The organism is Streptomyces sp. cmx-4-9 (assembly GCF_046548835.1).
GTDB lineage: Bacteria > Actinomycetota > Actinomycetes > Streptomycetales > Streptomycetaceae > Streptomyces.
Window position 1 is genome coordinate 55,082 of sequence record NZ_JAEBEE010000006.1, and the last position, 26,975, is coordinate 82,056.

Here is a 26,975-nt window from a genome sequence, read left to right on the forward strand (position 1 = left end):
GCGGCAGCGGCGGTACCTGGTGGAGACGGGCGTGCTGTTCGTGGCGCCCTCGGTCGCGCGGTGCCGGCGGGCGGCTGCCCCGCCCGGCTCGGGGCTTCACCGGTGGCCGGCCGGCCGCATTACGTCGTGATGACCGATGCCCCGCCCCGGCCGCCCGGCCTACCGTCAAGGACGTCAAGACGTCACCGCGGCAACTCCCTCAGCCCCGACACCCCCTCCGAAATGAGCTGCATGCCCCTCCGCTTCCGCCCCACCACCCCTGCCGACCTCGACCGCGTCATCGCCGTCACGGTGGACGAACCCGTCGGCTGGATCGACGCCGACCGCTATCTCGAAGAACTGCACGAGAACATGTACCGCCCCGAGTGGACCTGGATCGCCGAGGACGACGACGGCCGCATCGTGGCCCGCGCCCTGTGGTGGGGCCGGGCCACCAGCGAGCACCCCGTCGCCCTGGACTGCCTGTACGCCGCCCCCTCGGCCACCGACTCCCCGCCCACCGGCCGCACGGCCACCGACTCCCCGCCCACCGGCCGCACGCCCACCGACTCCCCGCCCACCGGCCGCACGGCCGTCGCGGCCGGCCTGCTCTCCGCCGGCCTGGCGGCCTTCGCCGCGCAGGGCGCCGCCAAGCCCCCGCTGTACAACCTGACCCTGCCCACCGGATGGAACGAGGACCCGGCCGCGGTCGCCGCCCTCGCCTGGCGGCGCGAGGCGGCCCGGGCGGCCGGACTCACCGACGAGGTGCAGCGGCTGCGCCTGGAATGGACTCCCGACGCGGGCCTGCCCGCCCCCAGCGGACGGCTCACCTTCACCGAGGGCACCGACGAGGACTTCCTCGACGTCTTCCGGCGGATCGCCGTCGGCAGCCTGGACGGGGAGACCCGCCGCAACCTCGCGCTGGTCGGAGCCGAGGCCACCGCCCGCGAAGAGGTCGACTTCTACCTGAGCTGCCCGGGCGAACGCTCCTGGTGGCGCCTGGCCCGCACCCCCGACGGACAGGTCGCCGGACTGGCCCTGCCGTCCGCGACGCCCTACCACCGCAACGTCGGCTACCTGGGCGTCGTCCCCGAACTGCGCGGCCAGGGGTACGTCGACGACATCCTCGCCGAGATCACCCGCGTCCAGGTGGAAGCGGGCGCCGAACTGATCACCGCCACCACCGACACCGACAACGCCCCCATGGCCGCCGCGTTCGCCCGGGCCGGCTACCGCACCACCCAGACCCGGATGATCTACTCCGCCCCGGAGCCGGCCCGTGCCTCATGACGCCAGCAGCGCCGCCAGCTCCGTACGGGAGGCGACACCGAGCTTGGGGAACGCGCGGTAGAGGTGGTGGCCGACCGTACGCGGGCTCAGGAACAGCTGCCCGGCGATCTCCCGGTTGCTCGCCCCGGACGCCGCCAACCGGACCACCTCACGTTCCTGGGGGCTCAGCAGGCTGATCAGGCCGTCCTCCTTTACGCTCAGCCCCGTCTCCCCGCCCGCGGCCGCCAGTTCGGCCCGCGCACGGGCCTCCCACGGCGCGGCGCCGAGCCCTTCGAAGGCCTCCAGCGCCGTACGCAACGGGCCCCGGGCATCGACCTGGCGCCTCAGCCGGCGCAGCCACTCCCCGTACAGCAGCGCCGTACGGCCCCGCTCGTACGCATTGCCGTCCTGGTGCAGCGCCAGCGCCGCGGTGTAGTGCTCCTCGGCCATACCGTCGGACCCGGTCAGCGCGCGGCAGCGGTGGCTCAGCGCGAGCAGGCCGGGCCGCCCCAGCGAAGCCGCCCACGCGGCGAGCAGCCGGGCCGGTTCCTCGGCCCGCTCGGGACGTCCCGCGCGGCACTCCGCCTCGACGAGATCCGGCAGCAGGGGCAGCGCGAACAGCGGATGGGCCGCCTCCCGGACGGCAGCCGTCAGCTGCTCCGACGCCGCCTGCGCCCGGCCCAGGCCCAGTTCGAGGGCGCCCAGCGCCCCCAGTGCGTCCACCGTGGCGCGTCCCACACCGCGCGGCCGCGCGTACTCCAGGGCCGCGCCCGCCAGCGCACGGGCCTCCCCCTCCTGCCCGCGCACGGCCGCCAGCGCGGCCAGGACGGCCTGCAGGTGCGCGGCCCGGTGGGCCAGGTCGTGGTACTCGGCCAGCCGCAGCGCCTCCGCGGCCGACACCGCCGCCTCCTCGAACCGGCCCCGGGCCAGGGCCGTCCGGGCCAGCAGGTGCAGCGTGGTGGGGAGCCACCCGCCGATCCCCTGCTCCCGGCAGTGGGCGACCGCCGCCGAGGCAGCCCCGTACGCCGCCTCGTGGTCCCCCGCCAACTGGCAGTAGATCCCGGTCATCAGCCGCTCCATGACCCCCGCGTCGGCACCCCGGCCGCCGGCCACGAGTCCGCGCAGCGCCTCCAGGGCGCCCGGCACGTCACCGCCGAACAACCGGTCCGGCACGGCCATGACGGGCAGCCCGGGGGCGCGGCCGGCGATGTCCCGCATCAGCGCGGCGTCCCCCGCCGCGAATGCGGCGTGCACCGCGTCCACCAGCAGCGGCTCCACCAGGTCGGGACGGCCGGCGCCGCCCGCATCGACGCTGTTGATGCTGTCGAGGCAGCCGATGCTGTCGATGCTGTCGAGCAGGATGCGGGCCGCCGTCTGCGGCCTGCGGAAGCCCAGCTCCACCACCGCCCGGGCACGCGCGAAGCGGGCCGCCACACCCGGGTCCGCCAGCGGCAGCGGCACCCGGTCGGCCAGCGCCGCGCACCGCTCGTCCTGCCCGGCATCGGCCGCCCGCTGCGCCGCACGGACCAGCCGGTCCGCATGCAGCAGCGGGTCCTCGCTCAGCTGCGCCGCACGCTCGTAGGCCGCGGACGCGGATGCCATCGCCTGCCGGCTCCCGGCCCACTCGGCCACACCCTCCAGCTCCGCGGCGACCCGCTCGTCCGGACCCGTCGACGCGGCCGCCAGGTGCCAGGCCCGCCGGTGCGCCTGGCCCTCGGCGCCCAACGCCTGCGCCAGCGCCCGGTGTACGGCGATCCGCCGGCCCAGCGGCGCGCCCCGGTAGGCGGCGTACCGCACCAGCGGATGACGGAAGCGCACCCCCGTCCCGGACGTCCCGGACGTCCCGGACAGCAGTACGAACCCGGCGCGTTCCGCGGGTTCCAGGTCCTCGACGGCCACGCCCAGCACCGCCCCGGCCCGCAGCACCGTACCGATGTCCCCGGTGTCGTCGGCGGCGGCCACCAGCAGCACCGTCCGGGTCGCCTCGGGAAGCAGCCGGATCCGCTCCGTGAAACCGTCCCGGAGCCGGTTCGACAACCCGGAGGACGCCTCGGGGAGGGCCAGCGGTCCCAGTTGCCCGGCCCGCTGGGCCGGGGTGAGCGCCGCCGACAGCTCGATCAGGGCCAGCGGGTTGCCGCGGGCCTCGTCGATGACCCGGTCGGCCACGTACGGGGGCAGGCCCTCCAGCAGCGCGGCAGCCGACCCGTCGTCGAGGCCCTCCAGGAGGAGCTGCGGCAGCCCCTCCACGACGGCGCCCGCCTCACCGTCGCGGACCGCGAAGAGCATCACCACCCCTTCCGCCCGCAGCCGGCGCGCGGCGAACGCCAGCAGGTCCACCGACAACTGGTCGAGCCACTGCGCATCGTCCACCAGGCACAGCAGCGGGCCGCCCGCAGCCGCCCCCGACAGCAGCGTGAGCACCGCGAGCCCGACGGTGAACCGGTCGCGCACCCCGTCACCGCTCATCCCGAACACCGCCCGCAGGGCCGCCGCCTGGGGCGCGGGCAGCGTCTGGACGAGGTCCAGTACCGGCAGGAGCAACTGGTGCAGGCCGCCGAAGGCCAGCTCCATCTCCGACTCGATGCCCTCGACCCGCAGCACCCGCCCGTCCGTCGCCTGCTCGGCCGCGTAGTCGAGCAGGGCGGTCTTGCCGATGCCCGCCTCCCCGTGCACGAGCAGGACACCGCTCTCGCCACCCCGGGCCGCCGCGAGCAACCCCCGTATCCGCTCCCGCTCCCCGTCCCGGCCCTGCACGCCCCGCCCCTCGCCCGAATCTCGGAATCTGACTCTCTGAATCTGACCCTCTGAATCTCTGTCCCTGAATCTCCCGAAGCCCGCACTCACCACGCCGCCGACCGGTACGCCACCCTGCGCCCGCCAGCGTGCACAGCCGGCGCCGGGCGGTCATCATCGCAGCTCAGGCGGAGGCCGGGCGCCGACCACGGCAGACGGGAAGGCAGACGGGAAGGCAGACGGGAACGCAGACGGGAACGCAGACGGGAAGGCAGACGGGAAGGCCGACCGTACGCGAGGGCGACATCGGGAGGCGTGGCGTACGGGGGTCGCCGACTCCGGAGGGAGGTCGCCGAAATGTTCAGCGAGCCCGGACGTTTGGAAACCCCGGAACGGCGCAGACGCTCACTGACACCGACTTTATCAACCGAGGTAGGAGAAGCGTCGTGGGCATCATTGCTTGGATTCTGATCGGACTGCTCGCGGGGTTCATCGCGAAGGCGCTCATGCCGGGCAAGGACCCGGGCGGCGTCATCATCACCATGCTCATCGGCATCGCGGGCGGTCTGCTCGGCGGCTTCCTCGGCAAGGTCATCTTTGGCGTCGACTCCATCGACGGCTTCTTCGACCTGTCCACCTGGATCGCCGCCATCATCGGCTCGGTCATCCTCCTCGCCGTCTACCGACTGGTCACCGGCAACAAGCGACACCACAGCCACGCCTGAGCACCCCGCTCAACAGGCGCCCCACGGAAACGGCTCCCCCTCTGTGCGAGAGGGGGAGCCGTTTCCGCTGCCAGCGGCAGCTGACGCAGGAGACGCACGAGAAGTCCGGGGAGGAGCGGGCATGGCGCTGGTCACGAAGGGGTCGCGGCTCATCCACGTGGACGGCACCAGCTACCGGTGGCGCCTGCGCGGACGGCCGACCTACGACAGGGGACTGGCCGCCACGCCGCTTGCCTACGCGGTCGAACTCGCCGAAGCTCCCGGCACCACACTGGTGGTCACCACCGACCAGCCGCACCCGGGCAACTGGATCGGGATCCCCGGCAGTCCCGTCCTGCCCGCCCACGTGGCGGACAGCATCCGCACCGCGCTCAGCGCCGGCTGGACCCCCGAGACCCCCGGCTCGCCGTTCCACCTCGCCCCCGTACGCGACTGAGGCATCCGACGCGGGGCTGGGACTGGGGCTGAGGCCGAGGCCGAGGAGTCAGGCCTTGGCGATCTGGGTGTTCTGGCAGACGGTCAGGAGCCAGCGGCCGTCCTCCTGCTTCGTCATCACGTACGTCGGAACGCCCTCGTCGCCGGGTCCGTCGGCCAGGTGGTAGACCTGGCTGACCTTGACCGCGGCCACGTCCGGGCGAAGGAACTGCAGGTGCGTGACGGTGTAGCTGACCCGGCCGTCCCAGGTCGCGCCGGGCAGCACCGCGCGGGTGAACTCGGCGATGGCGTCGAGGCCGATGAGGACCTTGCCGGCGCCGGTGGTCCACAGGGCGTCGGGGTGGAACAGGGAGAGGAAAGCGTCGGGGTCCTTGGCCTGCTGCGATGCCTCGACGGCAGCCACCACCTGGCGGATGGCTTCGACATCGGCGAGCCGGGCTGCGTTCTCTGTCGTCATGGACATCATGATCAGACCTCAAGAGCCCTTGAGGTCAAGGCACTTCACCCACTCCCGAACAGCCCCCACCCACACCCAAGCGCCACCCGGCCCGCCCCCTGCCGACGAGCCCCGCGCAAGCGGCAAAAAACACGTTGGCCGGTCCCCGGCGGAGCTGCAACGATGCCCCCTGCTCTCTCGGAGGACATTTGTTCGTTTTCGCCTGTGCGGGGTGCGGTTCCAGGCTGACCGTCCCGCTGTCCCAGGTCGCGCTGCCGACCCACGCGCATCAGAAGTACGGGAACGGGATCCGGCTCCCGGTGCTCATGGAGTCCGGCACGTTTGCCGTGGAACCGGAGCCCTGGGGGCCGCCGTGGCGGAGGTGGGAGGAGGTCACTCCGGAAGAGGCGACGGCCCGCGGCATCCACGCTGCGGTCTACTCCCTGTCCGACGGCGCACCGGGCAGCATCGTCATCGCACCCGGCGATTCCCGCGGCATGGTGTTCCTTCCCGAGGAAGGCGGCGGCTACTGCTGCGGCCTCGCCTGGGGTGACGGCCCCAACATGGCATGTGAGGCATGCGGCGTGCCCGTTGCGAGCCGGATCGACGACTGCTCGCTCTGGCAGGCCGTCTGGCTCGCCCCGGACGCCGTACGCCGCCTCCCCGCCGACGACACCGATACGGGTACGGGCACCGGCCCCGGTTCCGCCTTCGGCTCAGGGTCCGGGTCGGGTCCTGCACCGCTCGGCTGGGCGGAACTGCTGGCCGACGAGTACGGCACGCCCCCTGTCGAGCCCGTCGTCAGTTGGGCCTCGGCGCGCGGGATGGACCACTGGTGGTCGTGGAGCCCGCAGTGGGAGGCGGCAGCCGGACAGGCCCTGGCCCACATGTTGGCAGCCTCCGACGGCCGGTCGGTGACCGTCCCACCGGGCCTGACCTCGGAAGTGTTCCGACGCGCCCTCGACGCCCTGTTGCCCGCGGTCCTTCCGGCCCGACGCGCCGTCCTGGCCGGCCCCGGACTGCCCGCCCCCGGCCCGGACGCCGACATGCTCCTCGTCCCGATGCACCCGCAGACGGGGGAACTGTGGAGCCCGGCGGACGCAGCCGACCCGCCCGCGCCCGTGGACCAGGTCGACCGGGCCGCAGCGGCCTACCGGGTTCCGCTGCCGTTCGGGGTGTGGATCCGGATGGCCTACCCCGAACCGCGCCTCCGCCTGCCCGCGCCGGGGGCCATCCCCGCCGGCGTACTCCGCGACGACCCGCCGGCACCGCGCCCCCGCCACCCCTTCCGGATCGACTCCGGAACCTTCGAGCGCACACTGGTCCGCTTGCCGGCCGTCCGCAGCGACTGGCTGCACGACATCCTTGAGAACCTCACCCACCACATGTGCGCCGGCCTCTTCTGACCGCTGCCGGGCATGCAGACCGCAGGCCTACGGGTGAACGATCATGTGACGCTGGCGATGGTGATCACGGTGACGGCGGCCATCGCCGCCTGCATGTCACGTATGGCGGCGCGGACACTCTCGGCAGCCCATCGACCATCGGCGACCTCGGCCATCCTTGCGACAACCGGCTTGAGCGGGATGTCCGGGAAGACCAGCCGGTGCAGCTTGGCGGAGTGGATCAGCGCGATGAGGCCCGCCGTGCGCACGTCCGGCTCGGCACGGTCCAGAACGACGGCTCGGAGCCGGTCACGGAGTTCGACCTCGACCGTGCCGTCGGCTTCGGGGTAGCGCCGCACGGGAAACATCCCGAGAGCCTTGTGCTTCTCCTCCACGACCACCCCGCGCCGGCACAGGCTCTCGAGAGTCGCTGCAACGGCCTTGGGCTGGTCCTTCGTCAGCCATTCCGTCACCCGGCGCTTACCGCGGCCCTGGAGCCAGGTCTCGATCAGGGCCATCCGGCTGTCCAGCAACCGGTCCCCGATCGGAGCCGCGCCCGCCCATGCGAGGTGCTTGCCCGCAACGGAGACCCGACCGGCCAGGACCAGGTCCAGCAGGATTCCTCCTGCCACCGCCCAGCCGACGGCCTGCCGCTGCTGCGTCGAGCCGGTCCTGTCGTCCAGGGACAACAGCATGATCTCTTCGGCCAGCGTGACCGTCACCGCCATGTCCCCTACCCCCATATGCCGTGTGATCGCATGCCCCACCGGGTATGACGACCTGCCGTCCGGAGGAGTTCCCCGACGGCTGAGCCCATCGCGCGCGGCTCACATGGCCTGTGGATCCCCGAGGGTGGTGAACAGGTCGGCGAGGGACGCGACGGTGCGGACCGCCGCGGCCGCCGGACGGCCCTCCCCGTAGGAGCCGACCACGATGCAGGGCGGTCGGTGCACGGCGACGACCCCGGTGCCGCCGTGCCTGCCGTGCAGGAGGCGACCGCCGGCCTCCGCCGCCAGGTAGGTCACGCCCCCGACGGTGATGCCCGCGCTGACGGCGTCCGACGGAGCCCGGAGCAGGGCTGCCAAGCGCCGGCCCTCCTGTTCGCTCGTCAGGGGACGCCCCACCGATCTCCACACGGATCCGTCCTCGTGCAGGACCTCGACGCGGGCGACGGCCCCGGAGTCGAGCGCCTGCTGCAGAACCAGCATCCATTCGTCGATATCCGTACTCCTTCTTCGCATACCTTCGAACGGACGGTGAGGGCGGTGCGCCGGTACGGGCCGGCGGCGCTCCGGCCACCGTGCCCCGCAGCGGCGGGCGCCGCCATCGCGCTTGCTCCGAACGGCCCGGCACGGCCCGGTCTGGTCCGGCCCGGTCTGGTCCGGCCCGGCCCGGGCACGGCACCGGTGTGCGGCCTGCCACCGCTCGCGCGGCTGCAGCGCAGCCCGGGTCGGGTGACAGGCGCACCGAAAGCACCGGCCCATCCCCGCCGGGGCCCGAGACGGCGTAGACCGGCAGGCCGGCTGCACGGCGACGAGCCCATGACCACCGGTTCGTCCGCGCTTTCCTTCGTGCCGTCGGCGGATACCGCCCGCAGCACCCGCCGCGGTAGCGATGAGAGGGTCTCTCAGCCCCAGTTCTGCAGCTGCTGGAGCAGGTCGGCATCGCCCTCCGTCTGCAGCGAGTCGGCCGGGATGCGCATGTACATGAGCAGGGCCACCTCACTCGCCGTGCCGTAGACGGCGGCGGTGGGCTTGCTCTCAGCGGCCTCCGCCGCGGTGAGGCGGGTGAAGCGGGAACCGGCGGCGTCCACCGTCTGGCGCCAGGAGCCGGCCTCGGCTGCGTGGTAGTCCATGGTCGCGGGCTCGCCCGGCCACGGGACCGTGACGGTGCAGACGGTGGCGAGGAACTCCTCGATGGCGTCGACCGCCTCGGTCGTCGGCAGCTCCTGCGGGTTACCGGAGGCCAGCTGGGCGTCGTAGGTGTGGATCAGCGACTCCGGGACGCGGCGGCGGGCCACGGCGGCCGCCGTGTGCGGCGAGGCCAGCGGCTCCCACCAGGCCCAGCAGCCCCGCTCCGGGCCGGCCTCGCGCAGAGTGGAAAGCAGCTGCTCCGTCGAGTCGGCCAGCCAGGATATGAGGGCATCGCGCTCCCTGGGCGCCGCCAGCCCGTCCTTGCCGGGCCGCTCGTCGCCCGGCGTGGTGTTCCGCACGATGTGGGCCCAGAAGCGGTCCCCCTCACTGAGGTGGTTCGCCAGGTCGTACAGCGTCCAGCCCGGGCAGGACGGGACCTCGGCGTCGAGGCTGGGAGCCGCGGCGACGGCGTCGCGGAACGCGGCGGACCACTCGTCGATCATCCGCAGCAGGGTGGGGAATGGGAGATGCTCAGTCACGCAGACCTTGTACCACCCGGACCAGAACTCTCGCACGCGGTTTAGCCCCCGGCCGGGTACCTCCGGGTCGGCCGTCGACTGAGGTCGACGCGTCAACTCCCGTCCGCGGGCTATGACGTGGGTTCTGTTCTTGGCTCTTCCGGTGCCGCGGACCGCCGGCTCAGGAGCTGCTTCGCTGCCTCGAACGCTTCGCGGTCGAGTTCTTCAAAGGACGTCCCCCAGCTCTCCTGGCAGTCAGTCAGCTGAAGGCCACAGGAGGCGAGGGGCTCCAGTTCTGCGGGATGGCCCAGGTCGTAGGCGAGGTCCGCCCAGATGATGTGGGCGCCGGTGGCGGGCTCCAGTGATCCGTCCACGATCCGCTGGGCGACCCAGTAGGCCATCGCCCACTTCGCCGCGCGCGGGTCGGCGGGCGGTTGGAAGACCAGTCCGAGCTCTTCCAGCACGTGGTCGAACAGCGCAGGCGCCTCGGGCTCTTCCTTCCGGAGGAGTCCGGCCAGCAGGGGCAGGGAGGGGCACTCCACCCCGGCCAGCAGCGCGTCCAGCCCGGCTTGGATGAGCCGGTCGGACCCGACATGACCGCAGAACGCCCTCTCACGCGCGAGGTGGCCCAGCTGCTTGACGGCTTCGTCGTGGGTCATCGAAGTCTTCCCGGTCGGCATCTGCGGGGGAGGTGAGGGTCCCACACCTCGTACGTCGCGGCCGTGCGTTGTGGCCGTACGTTGCGGCCCTGCGTCGCGGCCGTGCGTTGTCGCCGTACGTCGCGGCCGTACGTCGCGGTCGTGCGTTGCGGCCGTGGTTGCGCTGCTCTGCGGTCAGCGCCGGCCGGGCGCACGGCTCGCATCGGCCCCACCCGTCCCACGTACCCCAGGCCGCGGGTGCCGCCGGGGCGTCACCCGCCCTCAACTCCCGGCCGGGTTCGCGGCCCCCGGTCGTCCAGGGGTGCGGGGGGCGGTGGGGTGAGCCAGGCGCCGATGCCCGGGAGGGCGTCGGGTCCGTTGTCCCGTTCCACCGAGCCGACGAGGTCGGCGATGGTGACCCCGCGCAGCGACGCCCTCCAGGCGTCCTCGGCGGCGGCCATCACGCGGGCGATCCCGCACGCCTTCGTACACGCCTCCGGCGGGGATCCCAGCGGGCCGCGCTGGCGGATCTCCGTACAGACGAACGCCGGGCCCGCCCCGTCGACGGCCTGCACCACGTCCAGCACGGTGATCTCCGCAGCGGGCCTGGTCAGGGCGTAGCCCCCCGTCTTGCCCTGGACGGAGGCCACCAGGCCGGCCCGGGACAGGGCCTGCATCTGCTTGGCCAGGTAGCTCGGTGAGACGTCGTGCAGCAGCGCCAGGCGGGCAGCGGGCACCGGCTGGCTGGCCGCCGTCAGTACGACGCAGCAGTGCAGCGCCCACTCCACGCCCCCGGACAGTTTCATGCGCCCTCCATTTGACTCGGACACATACTATCCGAGTAACATCTCAGACAAGAAGTGTCCGAGTTTGTGGTGGCGGTCGGAGCTGCCCCGGCTCGGCCCCCCGCACGGAAGGGCGCACTCATGAAGATCACCGTCATCGGCGGTACCGGACTCATCGGTTCCCAGCTCGTCCGCAGGCTCCGCACGGCCGGACACGAGGTGGTCGCCGCCTCGCTGTCCAGCGGGGTCGACCTGCTCACCGGCGCCGGACTGGACGAGGCGCTCGCCGGCGCGGACACCGTCGTCAACGTGACGAACTCGCCTACCTTCGACGAGACCTCCCCGGACTTCTTCCGCACCACCATGGGCAACCTGCTGGCGGCGGGCGAGCGTGCGGGCGTCCACCACCAGGTCGTCCTCTCCATCGTCGGCGTCGACCAGGTGCCGCAGCTGGACTACTACCGTGCCAAGACCCTCCAGGAGGAACTCCTCCAGCAGGGCCCCACGCCGTACTCGATCGTCCGCGCCACCCAGTTCTTCGAGTTCATGGACGCGGTGCTGTCCTGGACCGCCGACGACCAGGCCGTCCGGCTGCCCTCCACCCCCGTCCAGCCGATCGCCGCGGCCGACGTCGTCGCCGCCCTCGCGGACGTCGCCGTCGGCGGACCGCTGAACGGCACCGTCGATGTCGCGGGCCCCGACACCTTCGCCCTGGACGCACTCGGCCGCCTCACCCTGTCGGCGCGGCAGGACCCCCGTACCGTCGTCACCGACGAGGAGGCCGGCATGTTCTCCGCCGTCGAAGGGGACGTCCTGACCGGCGGCCCCGACGCCCGCCTGGCTCCCACCTCCTACCGGGACTGGCTCGCCACGGCCCGCTGAGAAAGCCCTCCGGCGGACGCGCCGGCCCCCGCCGCCCTCACCGCCGGCCGGCGACGTACCAGCGGGCCGGAAGTTCCACCGGGGAACCGTCGAGGCGGGTCTCGCTCATGGCCAGGGCCGTCGCACCCTCGGCGAACACGGTCAGGCCGGCCGCCCTCAACAAGCCGGCGACTTCGCCCTCGGCGACCTCACCGGGGCGCAGGTCGTGCTCCTTGACACGGCGCAGCTTGGAGGAGGGACCGCCCGGCTGCTCGGCCAGGGCCGCGATGACCCCCTTGGCCTCACCGGTCGGTTCCAGGACGAGAGCGCGGCCGCGCGCGCCGACCAGCCGGGCGACGGCCGCGGCCACCGCGGGGCGGTCTTCGGGGTCGCTCTGGTGCAGGACGGCCCGCAGGTAGACATGGGTGTCGCCGAGCCGCTCGTGCAGGGTGGCGGCCGCGGCCGGATCGGCGAGGTTGAGCTGCTCGTACGCGGCGACGCCGTCCGGGTCGGCGCGGCGGGCATGGGCGACGGCGGCCGCGGAGAGGTCGACGCCGACGGCGCGGGCGAAATGGCCGGCGAGGAACCGCGTCTGCGTGCCGTTGCCGCACCCGAGATCGGCGACGGGGAGCGAGGAGTCGGCGTACGGGGCGAGGTGCTCCAGGTCGCGCCGCGCCGTAAGGTCCGGGTCCGCGTCCCAGAACGGCTCGCCCTGTTCACCCGAACTCTGCTCCCAGAAGCCGTCCCAGGCGGTGCGGTAGCGGTCGGACACGGTCATGGGGTCTCCTCGCGGGCTGCGGGCGTGTGAGCTGTACGGGGCACGGGGCACGGGGCACGGCCATGCGGGTTGTACGGGTTGTACGGGTTGTACGGGTTGTACAGGTTGCACGGGTTGGGCGGCACCCGCCGTGTCAGGTGGCTACCCGGCCCGCAGTCGGGCCAGGCCGTCTCTTTCGGGTGGCGCCGGTCCCTACGGGGTTGACCGGCGCGGTCCGAAAGCGACGGCCTGACCCGGGCGGCGGCGGGCACGCCGGGGCAATGCCCCGTCGCGCCGCCCGCCACTCGGCGCCCGGCCGACCGGTGCGCGGTGCCTTCCCCGTCATGCTGCACCGGCCGGAGGCGGGGCCGATGGTTCGTGGCGCACGGTGCGGGCACCCGAGTCGTGGCCGTCGGCCGACACGTCCCCGCGCGCCGCCACCTGGAGGCTGACTGATGCCACGACCGGAGCCACGACTGGGGCCACGACTGGAGATCGACACCCTGGTCTTCGACGTGCTGGGCACGCTCGTCGACGACCAGGCCGGTGTGCGAGCCGGCCTGCGGCAGCTCGCCCCGGGGCTCGCCGGCGCCGAAACCGGGGAGCTCCAGTCGCTGTGGGAGAGGCACGTCGAGGACGAGCAGCGCCGCATCCGCGACGGCGCCCGGCCGTACGCCGCCGGCGATGCCCTCGACGCGGAGGCGGCCCGGCTTGTCGTGGACGCGGTCGGAGCAGCCGCCTCCGGCGCCGGGGAACGGCTGGCCCGGGCGGCCCGCCGGAGGCCGCCGTGGCCCGACACCGTGGCAGGGCTCGCTCGGCTCGCCGAGCGTTTCCGGCTGATCGGGCTGTCGAACGCGAGCCGTCCGGAACTGCTGGAACTGGGCGCCGGTGCGGGGCTGCGATGGCATCTGCTGCTGTCCGCCGAGGAAGTGGCCACGTACAAGCCGGATCCGGCCGTCTACCAACTGGCGGTCAGGGCGTCGGGGCGCCCGCCGGACCGCCTGCTCATGGTCGCCGCCCACGCCTGGGACCTGCGCGGTGCGCAAGGCCAGGGCCTGCGCACCGCCTACGTGGCCCGCCCCACCGGCGAACCGCCGTCCCCCGCCGACCGGTTCGACCTGTACGCCGACGGTCTCTTCGACCTGGCCGACCGGCTCGACCTCGCGTCGGGCTGAGAGAGGGGAGCGGGAGTGGCCCTAGGAGTGGGAGTGGCCTCGGGAGCGGGAGCGGGAGCGGGAGCGGGACGTCAGGACGCGGTCAGGAACACCTGGTCGTGCGGTCGGTGCACGAAGCGTTCGCTGCGCAGTACGCGGGTGGCGACCCGGACGCGCGAGGCGGCGGCGGCGCAGTGGAAGGCGTGGATGTGGTCCAGGACGGCCTCGCGCTGGAGGTCGGATCCGAGGGTGCCGTCCAGGGCGAGGTCCACGTGGTGGTGCTCCTCTGCCGAGCCGTCCGGTGCGAGATGGGTGACGCTGAAGGCGCACAGCAGACGGCCGGTGGACGACAGCCGCTTCAGACGGCAGCTGATGCGGCTCTCCGGGTAGTGGACGTGAATGCTGTCGTCCACACAGGCCACGTGCAGGGCGAGGGCGAGCCGGGGGTCGCCGATCAGCAGGACGAAGCGCAGGGCAAGGCCACGGATCAGGGCGGGGCGCGGCCGGCGCCGCTCAGGGGCGGGGGAGTGCATGCGGTCTCTCCTCGTGGGTGGTGTCGTCTGGCGGGGAGTCGGGGCACCACCGGCTCAGGGAGCTGCTGCGTCGAGTCGCGCCGTCATGGCGTGGCGCAGTCCGTCGGCCCCGGTGTGCGTGCTGTTCCAACGGGCGGAGTGCTCCAGCCCGCGCCGTATGCCTTCCTGATGGGTTTCGCCGAGGACCCGCTTGATGCCCTCCATGACGTGCGCGGGGTGCCGGCACAGTTCGCCGTAGAGGGTGCAGGCCGCGTCGTGCAGAGCAGCGGAGTCGGCGTACACGTCGTTGACCAGGCCGATGCGTGCTGCGCGTGCGGCGTCGATGGTCCGGCCGGTGAAAGCCAGTTCGCGCAGGTGCCCCTGGTTGACGAGGAGCGGAAGGCGCTGCAGCCCGCCGAGGTCGGCGACGACACCCAGCTCGGCTTCGGGCAGGGAGAACCGGGCGCGCCGGGAGGCGTAGCGGATGTCGCAGGCGCTGATCAGTTCCAGGGCGGCCCCGGTGCACTCGCCGTCGATGAGGGCCACGACGGGTTTGGGGCAGTCCGCGACAGCGGTCACGGCGTGCTGGAGGTGGCGGACGTCGTCGTCCATGAAACTGCCGGTCCCGGAGCGCTCGGCGCGCCGCAGGCGTACGAGGTACCAGCGCAGGTCCATGCCCACGGAGAAGGTTCCGCCGTCCCCGGCGAGGACGACGGCCCGGATGTCGTCACGGTGGCCGACGGTCTCCATGAACTCCTTCAGGTCGTCCCAGAACGTGCCGCCGAGCGCGTTGCCCCTGCCGCTGCCGACGATGGTGACCGTGGCGAGCCCGCCGTTCACGACGACGCGGAACGGGGCGCTGCTCATCGCACGGCCAGGGTGGCGGCGGCGGTGCCGGGGATGCTGTCCGTCCGGGCGGACGGCTCCGACGGGGTCATCCGGTAGAGCACTTCCGGAGCATGGGCGTCGGCGCCGTCGTCGGGGAAGTCCGCAGCGGAGAACAGGACTTCGGTGTGGACGTCGAGGCCGCGCTCGTGGGCGAACCGCCGCAGCATGAGCGCGACGGCGCGGTTGCCGGGGTTGACGGTCGTCTCGATGCAGGTGGCTCCGCACCGGTCGGCGCGGTCGGCGAGCTCGTGCATCATCCGCAGGCCGAGTCCGGGCGCGTGCTCGCCGGGGGCGACGGCCGACTGCCACGCCATGAGGGTGTCCGGCCGGCCCGGCCGCAGGTAGGCGGTGACGAAGCCGACGATCCGGCCGTCCGCGGCGGCCGCGACGACGGAGGTGTCGGCGAAGTCGCGGAACCAGAGGTTGTAGTAGTAGAGGCTGTTCGTGTCCAGGATGTCGGAGTCGCGCACCAGTCGCCAGACCGCCGGCGCGTCCGTGGGGCGCGGCGCGCGCAGGGATACGGAGGGGGTGTCGAGGTTGCTCATGGAGGCCTTTCCCTGACGTGAAACGGCGCGGACGTGAAACGGCGCGGACGCGAACGGTGCGGACCATATGGGCGGTGCGGACCATACGGGCGGTGCGGACCATACGAGCGGTACGGGCGGTGCGGACGCCGTGGACGGCGTCGACGGCGTCAACGGCGTGGATGAAGATGCGGTGAATTCTGGGAATGCGGGCGTCCGGATCGCGGCCGGGGTTGCCTCGTGGTTCAGGCCGGGAACCCCGGCTGAAATGCGGAAACGCTCGGAATCCCCTCGGAATTCGTGCGGTGGTTTCGAGCGGTGTACGGGTGCATGAGCCGCGTGAAGAACGCAGGTCGACGGTCGGCCGGGAGGATTTGTTCAACCGGGCGGAAAACGCAATGAAATCTGTCTAGCACACGGCGGTCAGACCGCGCCAGTGCCGACCGGTCTTTCGCCGCTGCCGCCCGGCCGCGGGGCTGCTGCTGGGTGGCCGACGGCCGTTATGGCTGGTTCCGGACCCGGTCCGAGGGCTGGATCGCGACCCGAACGGCGGTGTCGGACCCTGGCCGGGCCGCATGTCAACGGCCTTCGGCAGGAGGTCCATCAGGGGTTTCACGGATGCGGTGCGGCAAGGGCCGGCAGTGGGCGTGCGGTGCCGCCGGGTGCATCGGGTGGAAATGGAGGCATCCATTCCAGGGATTCTTTTGCGACACTTCTCGCCCATCGGGCATGGGATTCAAGATCCCGGCTAGCTGTACCGTCAAGCGCAAACTCGCTGAACCCGTTATGTTCGATACGACTGAACGACGATTCAAAGAGACGAGTGACCCGCATGAGGAGCGCCTTGCCGGCGGCATTACTTCCCGCCGAGCGTATTTCCGTCCGACCTCTCTCCCCTTGTTGTGATGCAGTCCGTTTCGTGAGAAACGCGTAATCATTGACCCTGGGTGCCGCGCTGAACCGGCGGACTCCGGAGGACCACCGCGTCAGGCGCTTCCCGCCGGTGGTGGTGCCGATCGGCGGTAGCGCCCGATCGGCCATGGCGCCCGATCAGTGAGGGCGCCCTGCGGACGGTCCGTTCCGGTCAGGCTTTCAGCGGCAGGCCTTCAGCGGCAGACATTCAGCGGCAAAAATTCAGCGTCAGGCCTTTCTCGGCTTCGGGCCTTTCCTCAGCGTCACGCCTCTCCTCATCGTCAGGAATCCCCCCGAGGGCTCCGGCGTCCGAGGGCCCCGGCGTTCCGCACCCCGCCCGGCGACGCACGCGGCCGTCGGCTCCACCGCCTCGGCTGCCTCCGCCGCTGCACTCCCGGTCGGTCCTCCGTCCTCCGGGACGCCCATCCGCCGAGGCACGGCTGCGCCCTTCCTCCCGCCGCCCCTCCACCGCTCTTCCCTCCACCGCTCTTCCCTCCGCCGACCGCCCGTCGCCCGGTGTGCGGCAGCCGCCTGCCCGGACGCCGCCTGCCCCGGCGCGCCCGGTCCGCGCCCCCAGCCCCCCACGTCCTTCCCGCTCCCCGATGCGCAGGAGACATTCCGCCCATGACCCCGAACGACGTCCTGCACCGCCTCGCCCCCCTGATCGGGGCGCGCACCGCACACCTTCCCGCCGATCCCGCCGACCTGTCGCCCGACACCCGGCTGGAACAGGACCTCCGGATGGACTCGCTGGCGATCGTCCACGTCCTGGAGGACATCGAGGAGTCCTTCGACGTCACCATCACCGACGAGCAACTCGCCGGTGTCTACACGGTCGGTGACCTGGTCGACATCGTGCGAACCACCACCCCGGCCACATCTGCCACCCCGGCCACGTCTGCCACCCCGGCCATGTCTGCCACCCCGACCACGCCCGCGGCCGACGGACGTGCCGCATGAGCACCACGCTGCCGAAACCCGCCGGGACGCCCGCCCCCGTACCGGCGTCCGCCGGGGCCGCGACCCCCGCCGACCCGATCACCGAAGCCGACCCGATCACCGAAGCCGCCCCGCCGACCGAAGCCGACCCGCTGACCGAAGCCATACGGGGGATCGACACCACGGCACTGGACTGCATACAGGTCAACGCGGCCGTCCTGGCCGACGCCGTGCACGGCGCCGGCACCCACCTGGGGCTCGGCGCCCGGCTCCGCTTCGCTCCGCGCTCGCCCGGCGCAGGACGCCTGCCCACCGTGGAGCAGCCCTGGACCGACCAGGTGGCGCGGATGGGCCACCCCCTCGGCCTCGCCCTCCACGCGGCGCAGCCGGTGTCAGAGGGCCGGGCGCTGATGGACCTGCTGCCCGAGGACGGCAGCCCGCTGTACGTCGTCGGCGACGCGTACCGCATGCCCTGGCTCCCGTACCACGGACACCAGCACATGGACCACAGCGTGCTGCTGCGGGCCGTGGACGGCGGGGCCGGCGTCGAGGCGGTGGACGCCTACGACAACGAGACGCCCTACGGCCGGGCCGAGCCCGTGGTGTGCGCCTTCGAACGGGCGCAGGCAGCCGCCCTCTTCGACGCTTCGCCCACCGCGCCGGTAGCGGTACGGTCCGCACGGCCGCCCGCCCGCCGCCCGCTGGACCCGGCCCTGGCGGGCAATGCACGCCGGGCTGCCCGGCTGCTCGCGGGCGACGCCCCGGAACGCTACGCCGCCGCCTTCCGCGACCATCCGGACCAGCAGGAGGCCTGCACGGCCCTGCTGCTGGAGAGCTGGTTGCTGAACCGGACCCGCCGGCTGCACGCCGCCTGGGCGGCGCACCACATGGCCGGCTCCCCCCTGGCCCGTTCCACCGCCGACCAGGCCGACGCCTGGGACGCCTTGACCGGCCAGTGCTACCTGGCCGCGCGGCGCGTACAGCGCGGGCGCCCCGTGCCCCCGCAGATCCACTCCACGCTCGCCGAACTGCTCCGCACGGACGCCCGCATCGCCATCGACGCCGCAACCGCCACCGACGCCCTGCACACCGGACCGGGAGACGCCATGCCGTACGAGCCCGCACGAGTACGCGAGACGGTGGTGAGCACCGTCGCCGACGTCCTCGGCGCCGAGCCCGCGCTGATCGCCGCCACCGACGACCTGAGCGGACTGGACGGCTTCGCCTCCTTCCAGATGGTGGAGACGGTGGAGCGGCTGGAGGACGCGTACGGCGTCGAGTTCGCCCCCGCGGACCTGGAACCCACCGTCCTGCGACGCATCGACGGTCTGGTCGGCCTCGTCCTGCGGACCGCCGACGCAACGCAGGGGGTCCGCTCGTGAGCACCCGCCCGCAGGCCGCCTTGCTGCACGAACTGCTCGACGCCCCCACCGCCGACCCCGGCGCCCCGGCCGTCACCTGCGCGGACCTCACCCTCAGCCGCACCGAACTGGTCCAGGCCAGCCACCGGTACGCCGCCTCCCTGCGCAGCCGCGGACTGGGCCGCGGCGACCGGCTGGTGGTGACCAGCGACAGCGGCCCGCACCTGGCGCCACTGCTGTTCGCGGCCTCCCGGCTCGGCGTGGTCTTCTCCGTCCTGCACGACCAGGTACGCGGCGACGTGCTGCGCCACGTGCTGGCCGACTGCGAGCCGGCCCTGGCGGTCGCCGCATCGGCCGCCACGCGGGACGCCGTCCGCGCAGCCGGCGTACCGGTGGCCGCCCCCGCGGACCTGGACACGCAGCAGGAGCCCGAAGACGGCGTGGAAACCGCCGACGGCCCGCTGCCCGTCGACCCCGTCTGCCTGATCTACACCTCCGGCACCACCGCGCTGCCCAAGGCCGTGGTCTCCACCCACCAGCAGATGCTGTTCGCCGTCCAGGCCATCGCCGAACGGCTCGCCTACCGTGCGGACGACGTCGTCTACTGCCCGCTGCCCCTCTCCTTCGACTACGGCCTCTACCAGGTGTTCCTCTCCGTGCTCGCCGGCAGCCACGTCTGGCTCGGCTCGGCCGCCGAGTCCGGTCCCACGCTCCTGGCCAACCTGGTACGCAGCCGGGCGACCGTACTGCCCGCCGTGCCACCGGTCTCCGCCGCCCTGCTGCGGCTGCTGCGGCGGCGCGGCGGAGAGCGCCCCCCGCTGCGGCTCCTCACCAACACCGGTGCCGCGCTCCCCGCCGACCTGCCCCACGGCCTGCGCGAGATGCTGCCCGGGCTGCACGTGCAGCTGATGTTCGGGCTCACCGAATGCAAGCGGCTCACCATCGCCGAACCGGACGAGGACCTTCTCCGCCCGGGCAGCTGCGGTCTTCCGCTGACCGGCACCGAGGTCTTCGTGGTCGACGAGGCGGGCGTGCGGCTGCCCGCCGGAGAGGTCGGCGAGATCACCGTGCGCGGGCCGAACGTGATGGCCGGCTACTGGCGCCGGCCCGAACTCACCGCTTCGCGCTTCCCGCGACGCGACGGGCTCTTCCCCGAGCTGCGCACCGGCGACTACGGCTGGACCGACGAAGAGGGACGCCTGTACTTCGCCGGCCGCCGCGACGACGTCTACAAGCAGGACGGCTTCCGGGTCAGCGCCGTCGAGGTCGAGGCCGCCGCCCGCCGGCTGCCCGACGTGGACACCGCCGCCCTCCTGACACCCGACAGCTCCCGGCCCGAAGCCGTGCTGGTGGTCACCGGCGCCGCCGACCCCGCGAGTGTCCTGCCCCGGCTGCGCGAGCACCTGGAGGACTTCAAGGTGCCCCGCGTATGCCGCTCCGTCGACGCGCTGCCGGTCAACGCCAACGGCAAGACCGCGAAGGCCGTGCTGGCCGGACAGCTCGCGGAGGCCGGCCGTGACTGACACCGCCCCGCGTACCGGCACCGCCGTACGGCCCCCCGCCCCGCGGCCTGCCCCCGGGGCCCCCGCCGCCCCCGGCCTTCCGCCCGTACCGACTCCGGCGTACCTGTACGACCTGGCCGCGGTGCGCTCCGCGCACGCCCGGCTGCGGTCCTGCCTGCCGGAACCGAGCAGCCTGTACTACTCGTTGAAGGCCAATCCGCACCCGGCCGTGGTGTCCACGCTCCACGGCCTCGGCTGCCGCGCCGAGGTCAGCTCCCCCGGTGAACTGGACGCGGCCCTGGAAGCGGGCGTTCCGGCCGGCGACATCCTCTACACCGGCCCCGGAAAGCGGGACGAGGACCTCGACGGGGCCCTCGGCGCCGGGGTCCGCGACTTCGCCGTGGACTCCGTACACGGGATCGGCCAACTGGACCGGGCCGCCGCCCGGCACGGCGTGCACGTCACCTACCTGCTGCGCGTCAACCCCGGCGGCGGCAGCAGGGGGGCGGGGCTGCGGATGACCGGAGAGCCGTCCGCCTTCGGCGCCGACGCCGAGGACATCGCCGCGCACCCCGGCCGGTACACCGGCGGCCGGCACGCCCGCATCGACGGCCTCCACCTCTACCTGGCCACCAACATCGCCGACGAAGCGGCACTCGGCGACTCCTTCAGCGAGGCCATCGCCGTGGCCCGCACGCTGCGGGAAGCCCTCGAGGTGCCGCTGCGCACCATCGACCTCGGCGGCGGCTTCGGCGCCCCGTACGCCCGGGCCGGCGAGCTGCCGGACTACCCGGGGCTGGCCGGCCGGCTGGCGCAGGAACTGGACGGGGCGCTGCCCGGCTGGCGGCGGAACGACCCCGCTGTGGCCTTCGAGTCCGGCCGCTACCTGACCGCCACCTGCGGGCAGCTGCTGACCCGCGTCCTGGACGTCAAGGCCTCCCACGGGCAGCGGGTCGTCGTCCTCGACACCGGCATCAACCACCTCGGCGGGATGGCAGGACTGCGGCGGGTACCGCCGCTCCACCCCGACGTGGTCCCCCCGGCGGGCCCGGGAACGGAGCGCACCGGCGGCGACGGACCGGACGCCGCCGCCGAACCGCCGGGCCCCGCGATGATCTGCGGCCCGCTGTGCACGCCGCTCGACACCTGGGCACGCTCGCACCCGCTGCCCGCCGTGGCCCCCGGCGACCTGCTCGCCGTACCGAACACCGGCGCCTACGGCCTGCACGCCAGCCTCGTGCTCTTCCTCGGCCACCCCGCCCCGCTCGAAGTCGTCACCGACGGGGGCCGCATCGTGCGCAGCGACAGGCTGGCCTTCGTCCGGCGCGCCGCCGCCACCTGACCGCCCCCGCGCACCCCGCATCCGCGACCCGCAGTCCCGCCCACGCAGCGGACCACCAGCGGACCACCACCCCTCATGAGGAGAAACGCCATGGACCAGGCCTTCGCCGACACCCTCCGTCCCCACCTGCGCTACCTCGCCCCCGACCAGGAACTGCGGCCCGAGGACCGGCTGCGCGACCTGGGGCTCAACTCCATGCAGGCCATCGACCTCGTCTTCGACCTGGAGGACAACTGCGGCGTGACCCTCCCCGACGACCAGCTCACGGACGGCAACTTCGAGACCGCCGGCACCCTGTGGGCGGCCGTGGAGAGCGCACGCGCCCCCCTGGCGGATGCCCGATGAGGGCCCTCGACCCCGCTCTTGCCCACCGCCTGGCACCCGTGCTGGAGACCGTCGGACAGCACGCCGCCGAGAGCGACGAGAAGGCCGCCTTCCCGCTGGAAGGACTGACCGCGATGCGGACCTCGGGGCTCCTGGGGCTCCTCGTCCCGGCCCGCTACGGAGGCCTGGGCGGCAGCGTTCCCGACCTGCTCGCCGCATCCCAGACGATCGCCCGCCAGGACATGTCGGCGGCCATGGTGTTCGCCATGCACGGCCAACAGGTCGCGGCCCTGGTCCACCACGCCTCCGAGGACCTGCGCGAACGGGTACTGCCCAGGGTCGCCCGGGGCGACCTCTACCTGGGCTCGGTCACCACCGAGGCCGGCAAGGGCGGCCACCTGCTCAGCTCGCAGACGGGCACCCGCCGTACGGGCGACCTCGTCGAGCTGGACCGGATGGCCCCGATCGTCACCGGCGGCGCCCACGCGGACGCCTACCTGATCACGGCCCTGGCCCCCGGAGCCACCTCCGACGGCCAGGTGTCACTGGTCTACGCCGAGCGCGACCAACTGGACGTGCAGGTCCTCGGCGGCTGGGACCCGATGGGCATGCGCGGCACCCACAGCGTGCCGATGCGCTTCACCGGCGCCGTGCCGCACGACCAGGTCGTCGGAGCGCACGGCGACTTCCGCAAGGTGACGGTCGACGTCTTCGCCCCGCTCGCCCACCTCGGCTGGAGCGCCTGCTGGCTGGGGACGGCCGCCGGCGCACTCTCCCGCACCCTGCGCTTCCTGCGCAGCCCCGAGGAACGGCGCCGCCGGGACCTCAAGGGCGAGCTGCTGCTGACCCGGCTGGCCCGCGCCCGCCAGCGCATCGACACCGTGCAGGCCATGCTCAGCCACACCGCCGACGTCTACGGCACCCTCTCCGCCGAGGAACGCGGCGGCCCGCCCTGGCAACTCCTGGTCAACGCGCTGAAAGTGACGGCCTCCGAACAGTGCCCGGCGGCGGTGGAAGAGCTCGTCGAGCTGGTCGGGCTCCGCCACGGCTACCTGCGCAACCAGCCGCTCGCGCTGGAGCGCGCCCTGCGCGACCTGCGCTCCGCCTCGCTGAACTACGGCAACGACCGACTGCAGCTGGCCAACGGATCGCTCAGCCTGCTGGACCAGGAGGCCACCCTTGTCTGACACCCTCACCGGCCTGCCCGCCGAGGCCCCGGCCGGTGCGCGCCCGCCCCCGCACCCCGCCCTGCCGCACCCCGCCCCGAACCCCGCCCCGCAACACCCCGCCCTGCCGCGCCCTGCACGACCCGCCGGCGATCCGAGCACCTGCCTGTGGAGGCCGGCCCCCGGAGTCGCCCTCGTACTGGCCCGAGTCGACCGGGTGCTCGCGGCGCCCGCCGCCCTGGACCGGCTGCGGCCCGAAGAGCAGCGGGCCGCCGCCGCCATGGCGCCCTGGCGGGCCCGCGAGCACCTGGCCGGCCGGGCGCTGCTGCGGACGCTCCTCGCCCGACTCCTCGGCGAGGCCGATGCCCGGGGCCCGGTGGTCCCCGAACCGGCCGGCCGGCCCCGGCTGCCCGGCTCACCCCGCACCGGCGTGAGCATCTCGCACAGCGGCCCGTACGCGGCCGCCGCCGTCGGCATCGGCCTGGACGTCGGCGTCGACGTCCAGGTGCCCTGCCCGCCGTCCGCCGGGATGCTGCGCCGCTGCTGCCCGCCGCACACGGCGGCGCGACTGACGTCCCTGCCCCCCGGCGCGGCCGCCCGCGCCTTCGCCCGGGTGTGGACCGTCCAGGAGGCGTGCGTGAAGGCCCGCGGCACCGGCCTGCCGGGCGCGCCCTGGCGCATCCGCGCCGACCTGGACGCCCCGGCCGGCAGCTGGGGCCGACTGCGCTGGAGCCGGCTGACCGTGCCGGCCCCGCCCGCCGCCGAAGTGCCCGCCGTGGCCTGCGCGTTCGGCCCGGCCGACCCCGCAGCAGTGCCCGCGCCCGGCCACCCGACCCCTGCGTGGAGGAACCCGATGCCCACCGAGGACCCCGATGCGTACTGACCCCACCGCCCCCGCCGGCGCCGGACTGAGCTGCTACACCGAGAACCTCCTCGACTACCTGTCCGCGTACTCACCGCACGCCGCGGAGCTGCTGGCCCGCTCCGTCCGCCTCGCCGTGGACCCGGACACCGGCCGCTTCTCGCACCACGACCGCGCCCTGAACGACCTCCCCGGCAACCGAAGGCTCGCCTACCGCGGCGCCCCCGACGCCGCGACGGCCCTCACGGGCATCGCCGCCGAACTCGCCGCGCACGGCCGGGCCCTGGTGGTGGCCGACAGCGCCGCACTGCCCTGGCTCACCGGCACGGCCGACCACCACGCCCCGCACCTGGTCCTGGTGAACGGCCGCACCCCGCACGGGACATGGCAGGTGGCGGACGGCTTCACCGCCCTGTTCAACAGCGGCGGCTCCCAGGACCCGTTCGCCGGCGAGCTGTCCGACTCCGAGTTCACCGCCCTGCTGGCCTTCCCCGACGGGCTGTCCCGGACCCACCGCATCCGCAACACCCTGGCCTTCGGCTTCCCGGTGGCGCCCCCGGCGTACGCGACCTACCAGTGGCTGGCCGTGGAGCAGGGCGCCACCGTGGAGCAGCTGCCCGGCGGCCCCTGGCTCACCGGGACGGCCGCCCTGCAGGAGACCGCCCGGCTGCTGGCCGAGGACATGGCCGGCGACGGACCGCGCGGCGTGCTGGAGGACGTTTGGGCGGCGGCGCAGCACCACCTGTTCCGCGACGCCCACCTGCTGGCCGGGGCGGGCGCCCCGCTCACCCCCGGGGAACGCGAGGCCGTCGAGGCCACCACCGCCAAGTGGCGCGAGGTGCCCCGCATGCTCCGCTTCGCCGCGAACTCCGCCCGCCGCGGCCGCCCCCGGCCGTCGCTGGTCGAGGGCGCGTTCACGGCGCTCGCAGAACGGGAGGCAGCCGCCGCACCGGTGCACGCCGCCCACGGCTGCGCCACCCCCGCGGACCGGCCGACCGCCGGCCGTTCCCCCGTACGGCAAGGAGGCTGACGTGCCCGCACCCGCCCTCACCCTGTGGGACCGCTTCGCCCGCACCGCCGAGCGCCACCCCGACCGCCCGGCCCTCACCGCCGCGGGCACCACCCTGTCCTACGCCCAGTTGCGCACCCGCGCCGAGGCCCTGGCCGCCCGGCTCTGCTCCGGCACGCCACCGCCCCGCCACGCCGCCCTGCTGGCGGTGCGGACCCCCGTGACGTACGCCGCCTACCTGGCGCTGCAGCGACTGGGGGCCGCGGTGGTGCCGCTCAACCCGGCCGCACCGCCCGGCCGCAACGAGGCCGTCGTACGGCAAGCCGACGCGGCCGTCGTCCTGGCCGACGCCTCCTGCGACGCCCGACCTGCGGGCCGGGCCGCGCCGCTCGTCCCGGTCGCGCTCACCGACCGCGCCGACGGCCCCGGCCTGAGCGCCGTCCCCGCCCCCCGCCCGCAGGACACCGCGTACATCCTGTTCACCTCCGGCTCCACAGGGCGTCCCAAGGGCGTCGTGATCCGCCACGACAACACCGACGCCTACCTCGACCACGCCGTCGAGCGCTCCGGGGCCGGCCCGGACAGCCGGCTGTCCCAGACCTTCGACCTCACCTTCGACCCGTCCGTCTTCGACATGTTCGTGGCCTGGAGCACCGGCGCGGCCCTCGTCGTGCCCACCCGCGACGAACTCATGGACCCGGCCGGGTTCGTGGCGCGGCACGCACTGACCCACTGGTTCTCCGTGCCCTCGGTGGTCTCCCTCGCCGCCCGCCTGCGGCGGCTGCCGCCGGACTCGATGCCGACGCTGCGCTACGCGGCCTTCGCCGGTGAACCCCTCACCCTCCAGCAGGCCCGGTCGTTCGCCGCGGCCGCCCCCGGCGCCTGCCTGGAGAACCTCTACGGCCCCACGGAACTCACCGTCACCTGCACCGGCTACCGCCTTCCGGCCGACCCGGCCCACTGGCCGCGCACCGCCAACGGCACCGTCCCCATCGGCACCGCCCACCCCGGCGCCGAGGCCCTGGTGGTGGACGCGCAGATGCAGCCCGCAGCCGAGGGCGAACTGCTCGTACGCGGCCCGCAGCGGTTCCCCGGCTACCTGGACCCCGCCGATGACCACGGCCGGTTCGCCGCCGGAGAACCCGGCACCGGCCCCGCCCCCCGCGAAGGCGAGCCGGTGACCGAGAGGCACTGGTACCGGACGGGCGACCGCGTGGCCCGGACCGCCGACGGCCTGGTGCACCTCGGCCGCCTCGACAGCCAGGTCAAGATCAGCGGCTACCGCGTCGAACTGGGCGAGGTCGAGGAGGCACTGCGCGCACGCCCCGGCGTCGTCGACGCGGTCGTCGTGGCCCGCACCGACCGGCCCGCGCCCGTCCTGCAAGCCGTCTACACCGGAGACGTCGGCGATCCGGCGCCCCTCCAGGAAGCCCTGCACGAGGAACTCCCCGCCTACATGGTCCCGCGCACCCTGCTGCGCCTGCCGGAACTGCCGCGCAACCTCAACGGAAAGACCGACCGCAACGCCGTGGTCGCCGCCCTGGACACGGCTTTCCCCGTCGCAGGACCCCGACCGGAAAGGAACCCGGTGACGTGACCACGACCAGCACCACCGGCACGACCCGTACTCCGCTGCCCGACACCGAGCAGTTCTGCGCCACCATGGCCCAGCTCGCCACCGGCGTCGCCGTCGTCACGACCGTCGGCCCCGACGGCCCCGTCGGATGCACCGCCAACGCCCTGCTCTCGCTGTCCACCGAGCCGCCGTCGGTCCTGGTCTCCCTGGCCAGCGCCGGCCGTACCGTACGGCACGCCCGCGACCACGGCCGGTTCGCCGTCAACATCCTCAGCTGGCAGCAGCGGGACCTGATGGACAGGTTCGCCCGGATGCCCGCGGCCGAGCGCTTCCAGGGCGTGGCCCACCACGACGAAGAGGGCTGCCCGGTACTGGAGGGAACGGCCGCCACCGTGGTGTGCCGCCTCGACCAGGCCCCCACCGCGCTCGACCACACCCTCCTGATCGGCCGCGCGCTGTGGACCGTACAGGACCCCGGCGCCCGGGCCCTGGTGCTCTACCGGCACCAGCAGAACGCCGTGACCGGCTGA

General features: G+C 73.7%; 27 protein-coding genes. 16 read left to right on the top strand and 11 right to left on the bottom strand.

Annotated elements, in window-relative coordinates; genetic code table 11:
* Positions 1–231: 231 nt before the first annotated feature.
* Complete coding sequence (locus ACLJTM_RS19040) at positions 232–1,269, top strand: GNAT family N-acetyltransferase (RefSeq protein ID WP_411104841.1); 1,038 nt, start codon at positions 232–234, stop codon at positions 1,267–1,269.
* Here ACLJTM_RS19040 and ACLJTM_RS19045 read toward each other — a convergent pair.
* On the bottom strand, positions 1,264–4,002 hold the full coding sequence (locus ACLJTM_RS19045; RefSeq protein ID WP_411104842.1) for an AAA family ATPase: 2,739 nt from the start codon (positions 4,000–4,002) through the stop codon (positions 1,264–1,266). The two genes, ACLJTM_RS19040 and ACLJTM_RS19045, sit on opposite strands and share 6 nt — an antisense overlap.
* A 425-nt stretch (positions 4,003–4,427) precedes the next feature.
* Here ACLJTM_RS19045 and ACLJTM_RS19050 point away from each other — a divergent pair, with 425 nt between their 5' ends.
* Positions 4,428–4,706: a GlsB/YeaQ/YmgE family stress response membrane protein gene (locus tag ACLJTM_RS19050; RefSeq protein ID WP_383198532.1), complete on the top strand. Its 279-nt coding sequence runs from the start codon at positions 4,428–4,430 to the stop codon at positions 4,704–4,706.
* 121 nt (positions 4,707–4,827) lie between these two features.
* The gene (locus ACLJTM_RS19055) at positions 4,828–5,142 is read left to right on the top strand and encodes a hypothetical protein (protein ID WP_411104843.1); all 315 of its coding nucleotides are present in this window, start codon (positions 4,828–4,830) and stop codon (positions 5,140–5,142) included.
* Between the two features lie 48 nt (positions 5,143–5,190).
* On the opposite strand, the gene ACLJTM_RS19060 is transcribed toward ACLJTM_RS19055, so the two are convergent.
* Positions 5,191–5,607, bottom strand: a complete 417-nt coding sequence (locus ACLJTM_RS19060; RefSeq protein WP_411104844.1) for an SgcJ/EcaC family oxidoreductase — start codon at positions 5,605–5,607, stop codon at positions 5,191–5,193.
* A gap of 179 nt (positions 5,608–5,786) precedes the next feature.
* Here ACLJTM_RS19060 and ACLJTM_RS19065 point away from each other — a divergent pair, with 179 nt between their 5' ends.
* Positions 5,787–6,983, top strand: a complete 1,197-nt coding sequence (locus ACLJTM_RS19065; protein WP_411104845.1) for a hypothetical protein — start codon at positions 5,787–5,789, stop codon at positions 6,981–6,983.
* 41 nt (positions 6,984–7,024) lie between these two features.
* Here the strand turns inward: ACLJTM_RS19065 and ACLJTM_RS19070 are convergent, their stop codons facing one another.
* The 5 genes from ACLJTM_RS19070 to ACLJTM_RS19090 form a co-directional block, all read right to left on the bottom strand.
* On the bottom strand, positions 7,025–7,684 hold the full coding sequence (locus ACLJTM_RS19070; RefSeq protein ID WP_411105298.1) for a GOLPH3/VPS74 family protein: 660 nt from the start codon (positions 7,682–7,684) through the stop codon (positions 7,025–7,027).
* 105 nt (positions 7,685–7,789) lie between these two features.
* A complete protein-coding gene (locus ACLJTM_RS19075) occupies positions 7,790–8,170 on the bottom strand; it encodes a profilin family protein (protein WP_411104846.1) in 381 nt (126 codons plus the stop codon).
* Between the two features lie 419 nt (positions 8,171–8,589).
* Positions 8,590–9,354 carry a maleylpyruvate isomerase family mycothiol-dependent enzyme gene (locus ACLJTM_RS19080; RefSeq protein ID WP_411104847.1) on the bottom strand — a complete coding sequence of 255 codons (765 nt, stop codon included), beginning with the start codon at positions 9,352–9,354 and terminating at the stop codon, positions 8,590–8,592.
* Positions 9,355–9,464: 110 nt separating this feature from the next.
* Positions 9,465–9,992, bottom strand: a complete 528-nt coding sequence (locus ACLJTM_RS19085) for a hypothetical protein (protein WP_411104848.1) — start codon at positions 9,990–9,992, stop codon at positions 9,465–9,467.
* A gap of 251 nt (positions 9,993–10,243) precedes the next feature.
* On the bottom strand, positions 10,244–10,777 hold the full coding sequence (locus tag ACLJTM_RS19090; RefSeq protein ID WP_411104849.1) for an RrF2 family transcriptional regulator: 534 nt from the start codon (positions 10,775–10,777) through the stop codon (positions 10,244–10,246).
* 120 nt (positions 10,778–10,897) lie between these two features.
* On the opposite strand from ACLJTM_RS19090, the gene ACLJTM_RS19095 reads away from it, so the two are divergent.
* Positions 10,898–11,638: an SDR family oxidoreductase gene (locus ACLJTM_RS19095; protein WP_411104850.1), complete on the top strand. Its 741-nt coding sequence runs from the start codon at positions 10,898–10,900 to the stop codon at positions 11,636–11,638.
* A 37-nt stretch (positions 11,639–11,675) separates the two neighbouring features.
* Here ACLJTM_RS19095 and ACLJTM_RS19100 read toward each other — a convergent pair whose 3' ends face one another.
* Positions 11,676–12,395, bottom strand: coding sequence for a methyltransferase domain-containing protein (locus tag ACLJTM_RS19100; RefSeq protein ID WP_411104851.1), 720 nt, complete (start codon positions 12,393–12,395; stop codon positions 11,676–11,678).
* 434 nt (positions 12,396–12,829) lie between these two features.
* Between ACLJTM_RS19100 and ACLJTM_RS19105 the strand changes: the two genes are divergently transcribed.
* Positions 12,830–13,549, top strand: a complete 720-nt coding sequence (locus ACLJTM_RS19105) for a haloacid dehalogenase type II (RefSeq protein WP_411104852.1) — start codon at positions 12,830–12,832, stop codon at positions 13,547–13,549.
* A 71-nt stretch (positions 13,550–13,620) separates the two neighbouring features.
* On the opposite strand, the gene ACLJTM_RS19110 is transcribed toward ACLJTM_RS19105, so the two are convergent.
* Genes ACLJTM_RS19110 through ectA form a run of 3 tightly spaced genes read right to left on the bottom strand, consistent with a single transcriptional unit; the run spans position 13,621 to position 15,473 of the window.
* Entirely contained in the window at positions 13,621–14,061 is a 441-nt protein-coding gene (locus ACLJTM_RS19110; RefSeq protein WP_411104853.1) for a hypothetical protein, read from the bottom strand.
* A 54-nt stretch (positions 14,062–14,115) separates the two neighbouring features.
* Positions 14,116–14,907, bottom strand: a complete 792-nt coding sequence (locus ACLJTM_RS19115) for an enoyl-CoA hydratase-related protein (RefSeq protein ID WP_411104854.1) — start codon at positions 14,905–14,907, stop codon at positions 14,116–14,118.
* Complete coding sequence (gene ectA, locus ACLJTM_RS19120; protein WP_411104855.1) at positions 14,904–15,473, bottom strand: diaminobutyrate acetyltransferase; 570 nt, start codon at positions 15,471–15,473, stop codon at positions 14,904–14,906. The genes ACLJTM_RS19115 and ectA overlap by 4 nt, the downstream gene beginning before the upstream one ends.
* A gap of 1,515 nt (positions 15,474–16,988) precedes the next feature.
* Here ectA and ACLJTM_RS19125 point away from each other — a divergent pair.
* The 10 genes from ACLJTM_RS19125 (at position 16,989) to ACLJTM_RS19170 (ending at position 26,975) form a co-directional block, all read left to right on the top strand.
* Entirely contained in the window at positions 16,989–17,324 is a 336-nt protein-coding gene (locus ACLJTM_RS19125) for an acyl carrier protein (protein WP_411104856.1), read from the top strand.
* Positions 17,321–18,685 (top strand): acyl carrier protein, encoded by a 1,365-nt coding sequence (locus ACLJTM_RS19130; RefSeq protein WP_411104857.1) that lies wholly within the window; start codon positions 17,321–17,323, stop codon positions 18,683–18,685. Before ACLJTM_RS19125 ends, ACLJTM_RS19130 begins: the two co-directional genes overlap by 4 nt.
* Positions 18,682–20,187 (top strand): class I adenylate-forming enzyme family protein, encoded by a 1,506-nt coding sequence (locus ACLJTM_RS19135; RefSeq protein ID WP_411104858.1) that lies wholly within the window; start codon positions 18,682–18,684, stop codon positions 20,185–20,187. Before ACLJTM_RS19130 ends, ACLJTM_RS19135 begins: the two co-directional genes overlap by 4 nt.
* Positions 20,180–21,508, top strand: coding sequence for a type III PLP-dependent enzyme (locus ACLJTM_RS19140; RefSeq protein WP_411104859.1), 1,329 nt, complete (start codon positions 20,180–20,182; stop codon positions 21,506–21,508). Before ACLJTM_RS19135 ends, ACLJTM_RS19140 begins: the two co-directional genes overlap by 8 nt.
* 90 nt (positions 21,509–21,598) lie before the next feature.
* Positions 21,599–21,853, top strand: coding sequence for an acyl carrier protein (locus ACLJTM_RS19145; RefSeq protein ID WP_411104860.1), 255 nt, complete (start codon positions 21,599–21,601; stop codon positions 21,851–21,853).
* The gene (locus ACLJTM_RS19150; protein ID WP_411104861.1) at positions 21,850–23,019 is read left to right on the top strand and encodes an acyl-CoA dehydrogenase family protein; all 1,170 of its coding nucleotides are present in this window, start codon (positions 21,850–21,852) and stop codon (positions 23,017–23,019) included. The genes ACLJTM_RS19145 and ACLJTM_RS19150 overlap by 4 nt, the downstream gene beginning before the upstream one ends.
* The gene (locus tag ACLJTM_RS19155) at positions 23,012–23,881 is read left to right on the top strand and encodes a 4'-phosphopantetheinyl transferase family protein (protein ID WP_411104862.1); all 870 of its coding nucleotides are present in this window, start codon (positions 23,012–23,014) and stop codon (positions 23,879–23,881) included. Before ACLJTM_RS19150 ends, ACLJTM_RS19155 begins: the two co-directional genes overlap by 8 nt.
* Positions 23,871–24,890 carry a hypothetical protein gene (locus ACLJTM_RS19160; RefSeq protein ID WP_411104863.1) on the top strand — a complete coding sequence of 340 codons (1,020 nt, stop codon included), beginning with the start codon at positions 23,871–23,873 and terminating at the stop codon, positions 24,888–24,890. The genes ACLJTM_RS19155 and ACLJTM_RS19160 overlap by 11 nt, the downstream gene beginning before the upstream one ends.
* Position 24,891: 1 nt before the next feature.
* Positions 24,892–26,466, top strand: coding sequence for an amino acid adenylation domain-containing protein (locus ACLJTM_RS19165; RefSeq protein ID WP_411104864.1), 1,575 nt, complete (start codon positions 24,892–24,894; stop codon positions 26,464–26,466).
* Positions 26,463–26,975, top strand: a complete 513-nt coding sequence (locus ACLJTM_RS19170; RefSeq protein WP_411104865.1) for a flavin reductase family protein — start codon at positions 26,463–26,465, stop codon at positions 26,973–26,975. Before ACLJTM_RS19165 ends, ACLJTM_RS19170 begins: the two co-directional genes overlap by 4 nt.

Excerpts from the sequence above, each read along its gene's own strand:
- ACLJTM_RS19040 (WP_411104841.1), top strand. The coding sequence starts at position 232 with ATGCCCCTCCGCTTCCGCCCCACCACCCCTGCCGACCTCGACCGCGTC.
- ACLJTM_RS19055 (WP_411104843.1), top strand. The coding sequence starts at position 4,828 with ATGGCGCTGGTCACGAAGGGGTCGCGGCTCATCCACGTGGACGGCACC.
- ACLJTM_RS19060 (WP_411104844.1), bottom strand. The coding sequence starts at position 5,607 with ATGATGTCCATGACGACAGAGAACGCAGCCCGGCTCGCCGATGTCGAA.
- ACLJTM_RS19075 (WP_411104846.1), bottom strand. The coding sequence starts at position 8,170 with ATGCTGGTTCTGCAGCAGGCGCTCGACTCCGGGGCCGTCGCCCGCGTC.
- ACLJTM_RS19085 (WP_411104848.1), bottom strand. The coding sequence starts at position 9,992 with ATGACCCACGACGAAGCCGTCAAGCAGCTGGGCCACCTCGCGCGTGAG.
- ACLJTM_RS19090 (WP_411104849.1), bottom strand. The coding sequence starts at position 10,777 with ATGAAACTGTCCGGGGGCGTGGAGTGGGCGCTGCACTGCTGCGTCGTA.
- ACLJTM_RS19095 (WP_411104850.1), top strand. The coding sequence starts at position 10,898 with ATGAAGATCACCGTCATCGGCGGTACCGGACTCATCGGTTCCCAGCTC.
- ACLJTM_RS19100 (WP_411104851.1), bottom strand. The coding sequence starts at position 12,395 with ATGACCGTGTCCGACCGCTACCGCACCGCCTGGGACGGCTTCTGGGAG.
- ACLJTM_RS19105 (WP_411104852.1), top strand. The coding sequence starts at position 12,830 with ATGCCACGACCGGAGCCACGACTGGGGCCACGACTGGAGATCGACACC.
- ACLJTM_RS19110 (WP_411104853.1), bottom strand. The coding sequence starts at position 14,061 with ATGCACTCCCCCGCCCCTGAGCGGCGCCGGCCGCGCCCCGCCCTGATC.
- ACLJTM_RS19115 (WP_411104854.1), bottom strand. The coding sequence starts at position 14,907 with ATGAGCAGCGCCCCGTTCCGCGTCGTCGTGAACGGCGGGCTCGCCACG.
- ectA (WP_411104855.1), bottom strand. The coding sequence starts at position 15,473 with ATGAGCAACCTCGACACCCCCTCCGTATCCCTGCGCGCGCCGCGCCCC.
- ACLJTM_RS19125 (WP_411104856.1), top strand. The coding sequence starts at position 16,989 with ATGACCCCGAACGACGTCCTGCACCGCCTCGCCCCCCTGATCGGGGCG.
- ACLJTM_RS19130 (WP_411104857.1), top strand. The coding sequence starts at position 17,321 with ATGAGCACCACGCTGCCGAAACCCGCCGGGACGCCCGCCCCCGTACCG.
- ACLJTM_RS19145 (WP_411104860.1), top strand. The coding sequence starts at position 21,599 with ATGGACCAGGCCTTCGCCGACACCCTCCGTCCCCACCTGCGCTACCTC.
- ACLJTM_RS19150 (WP_411104861.1), top strand. The coding sequence starts at position 21,850 with ATGAGGGCCCTCGACCCCGCTCTTGCCCACCGCCTGGCACCCGTGCTG.
- ACLJTM_RS19160 (WP_411104863.1), top strand. The coding sequence starts at position 23,871 with ATGCGTACTGACCCCACCGCCCCCGCCGGCGCCGGACTGAGCTGCTAC.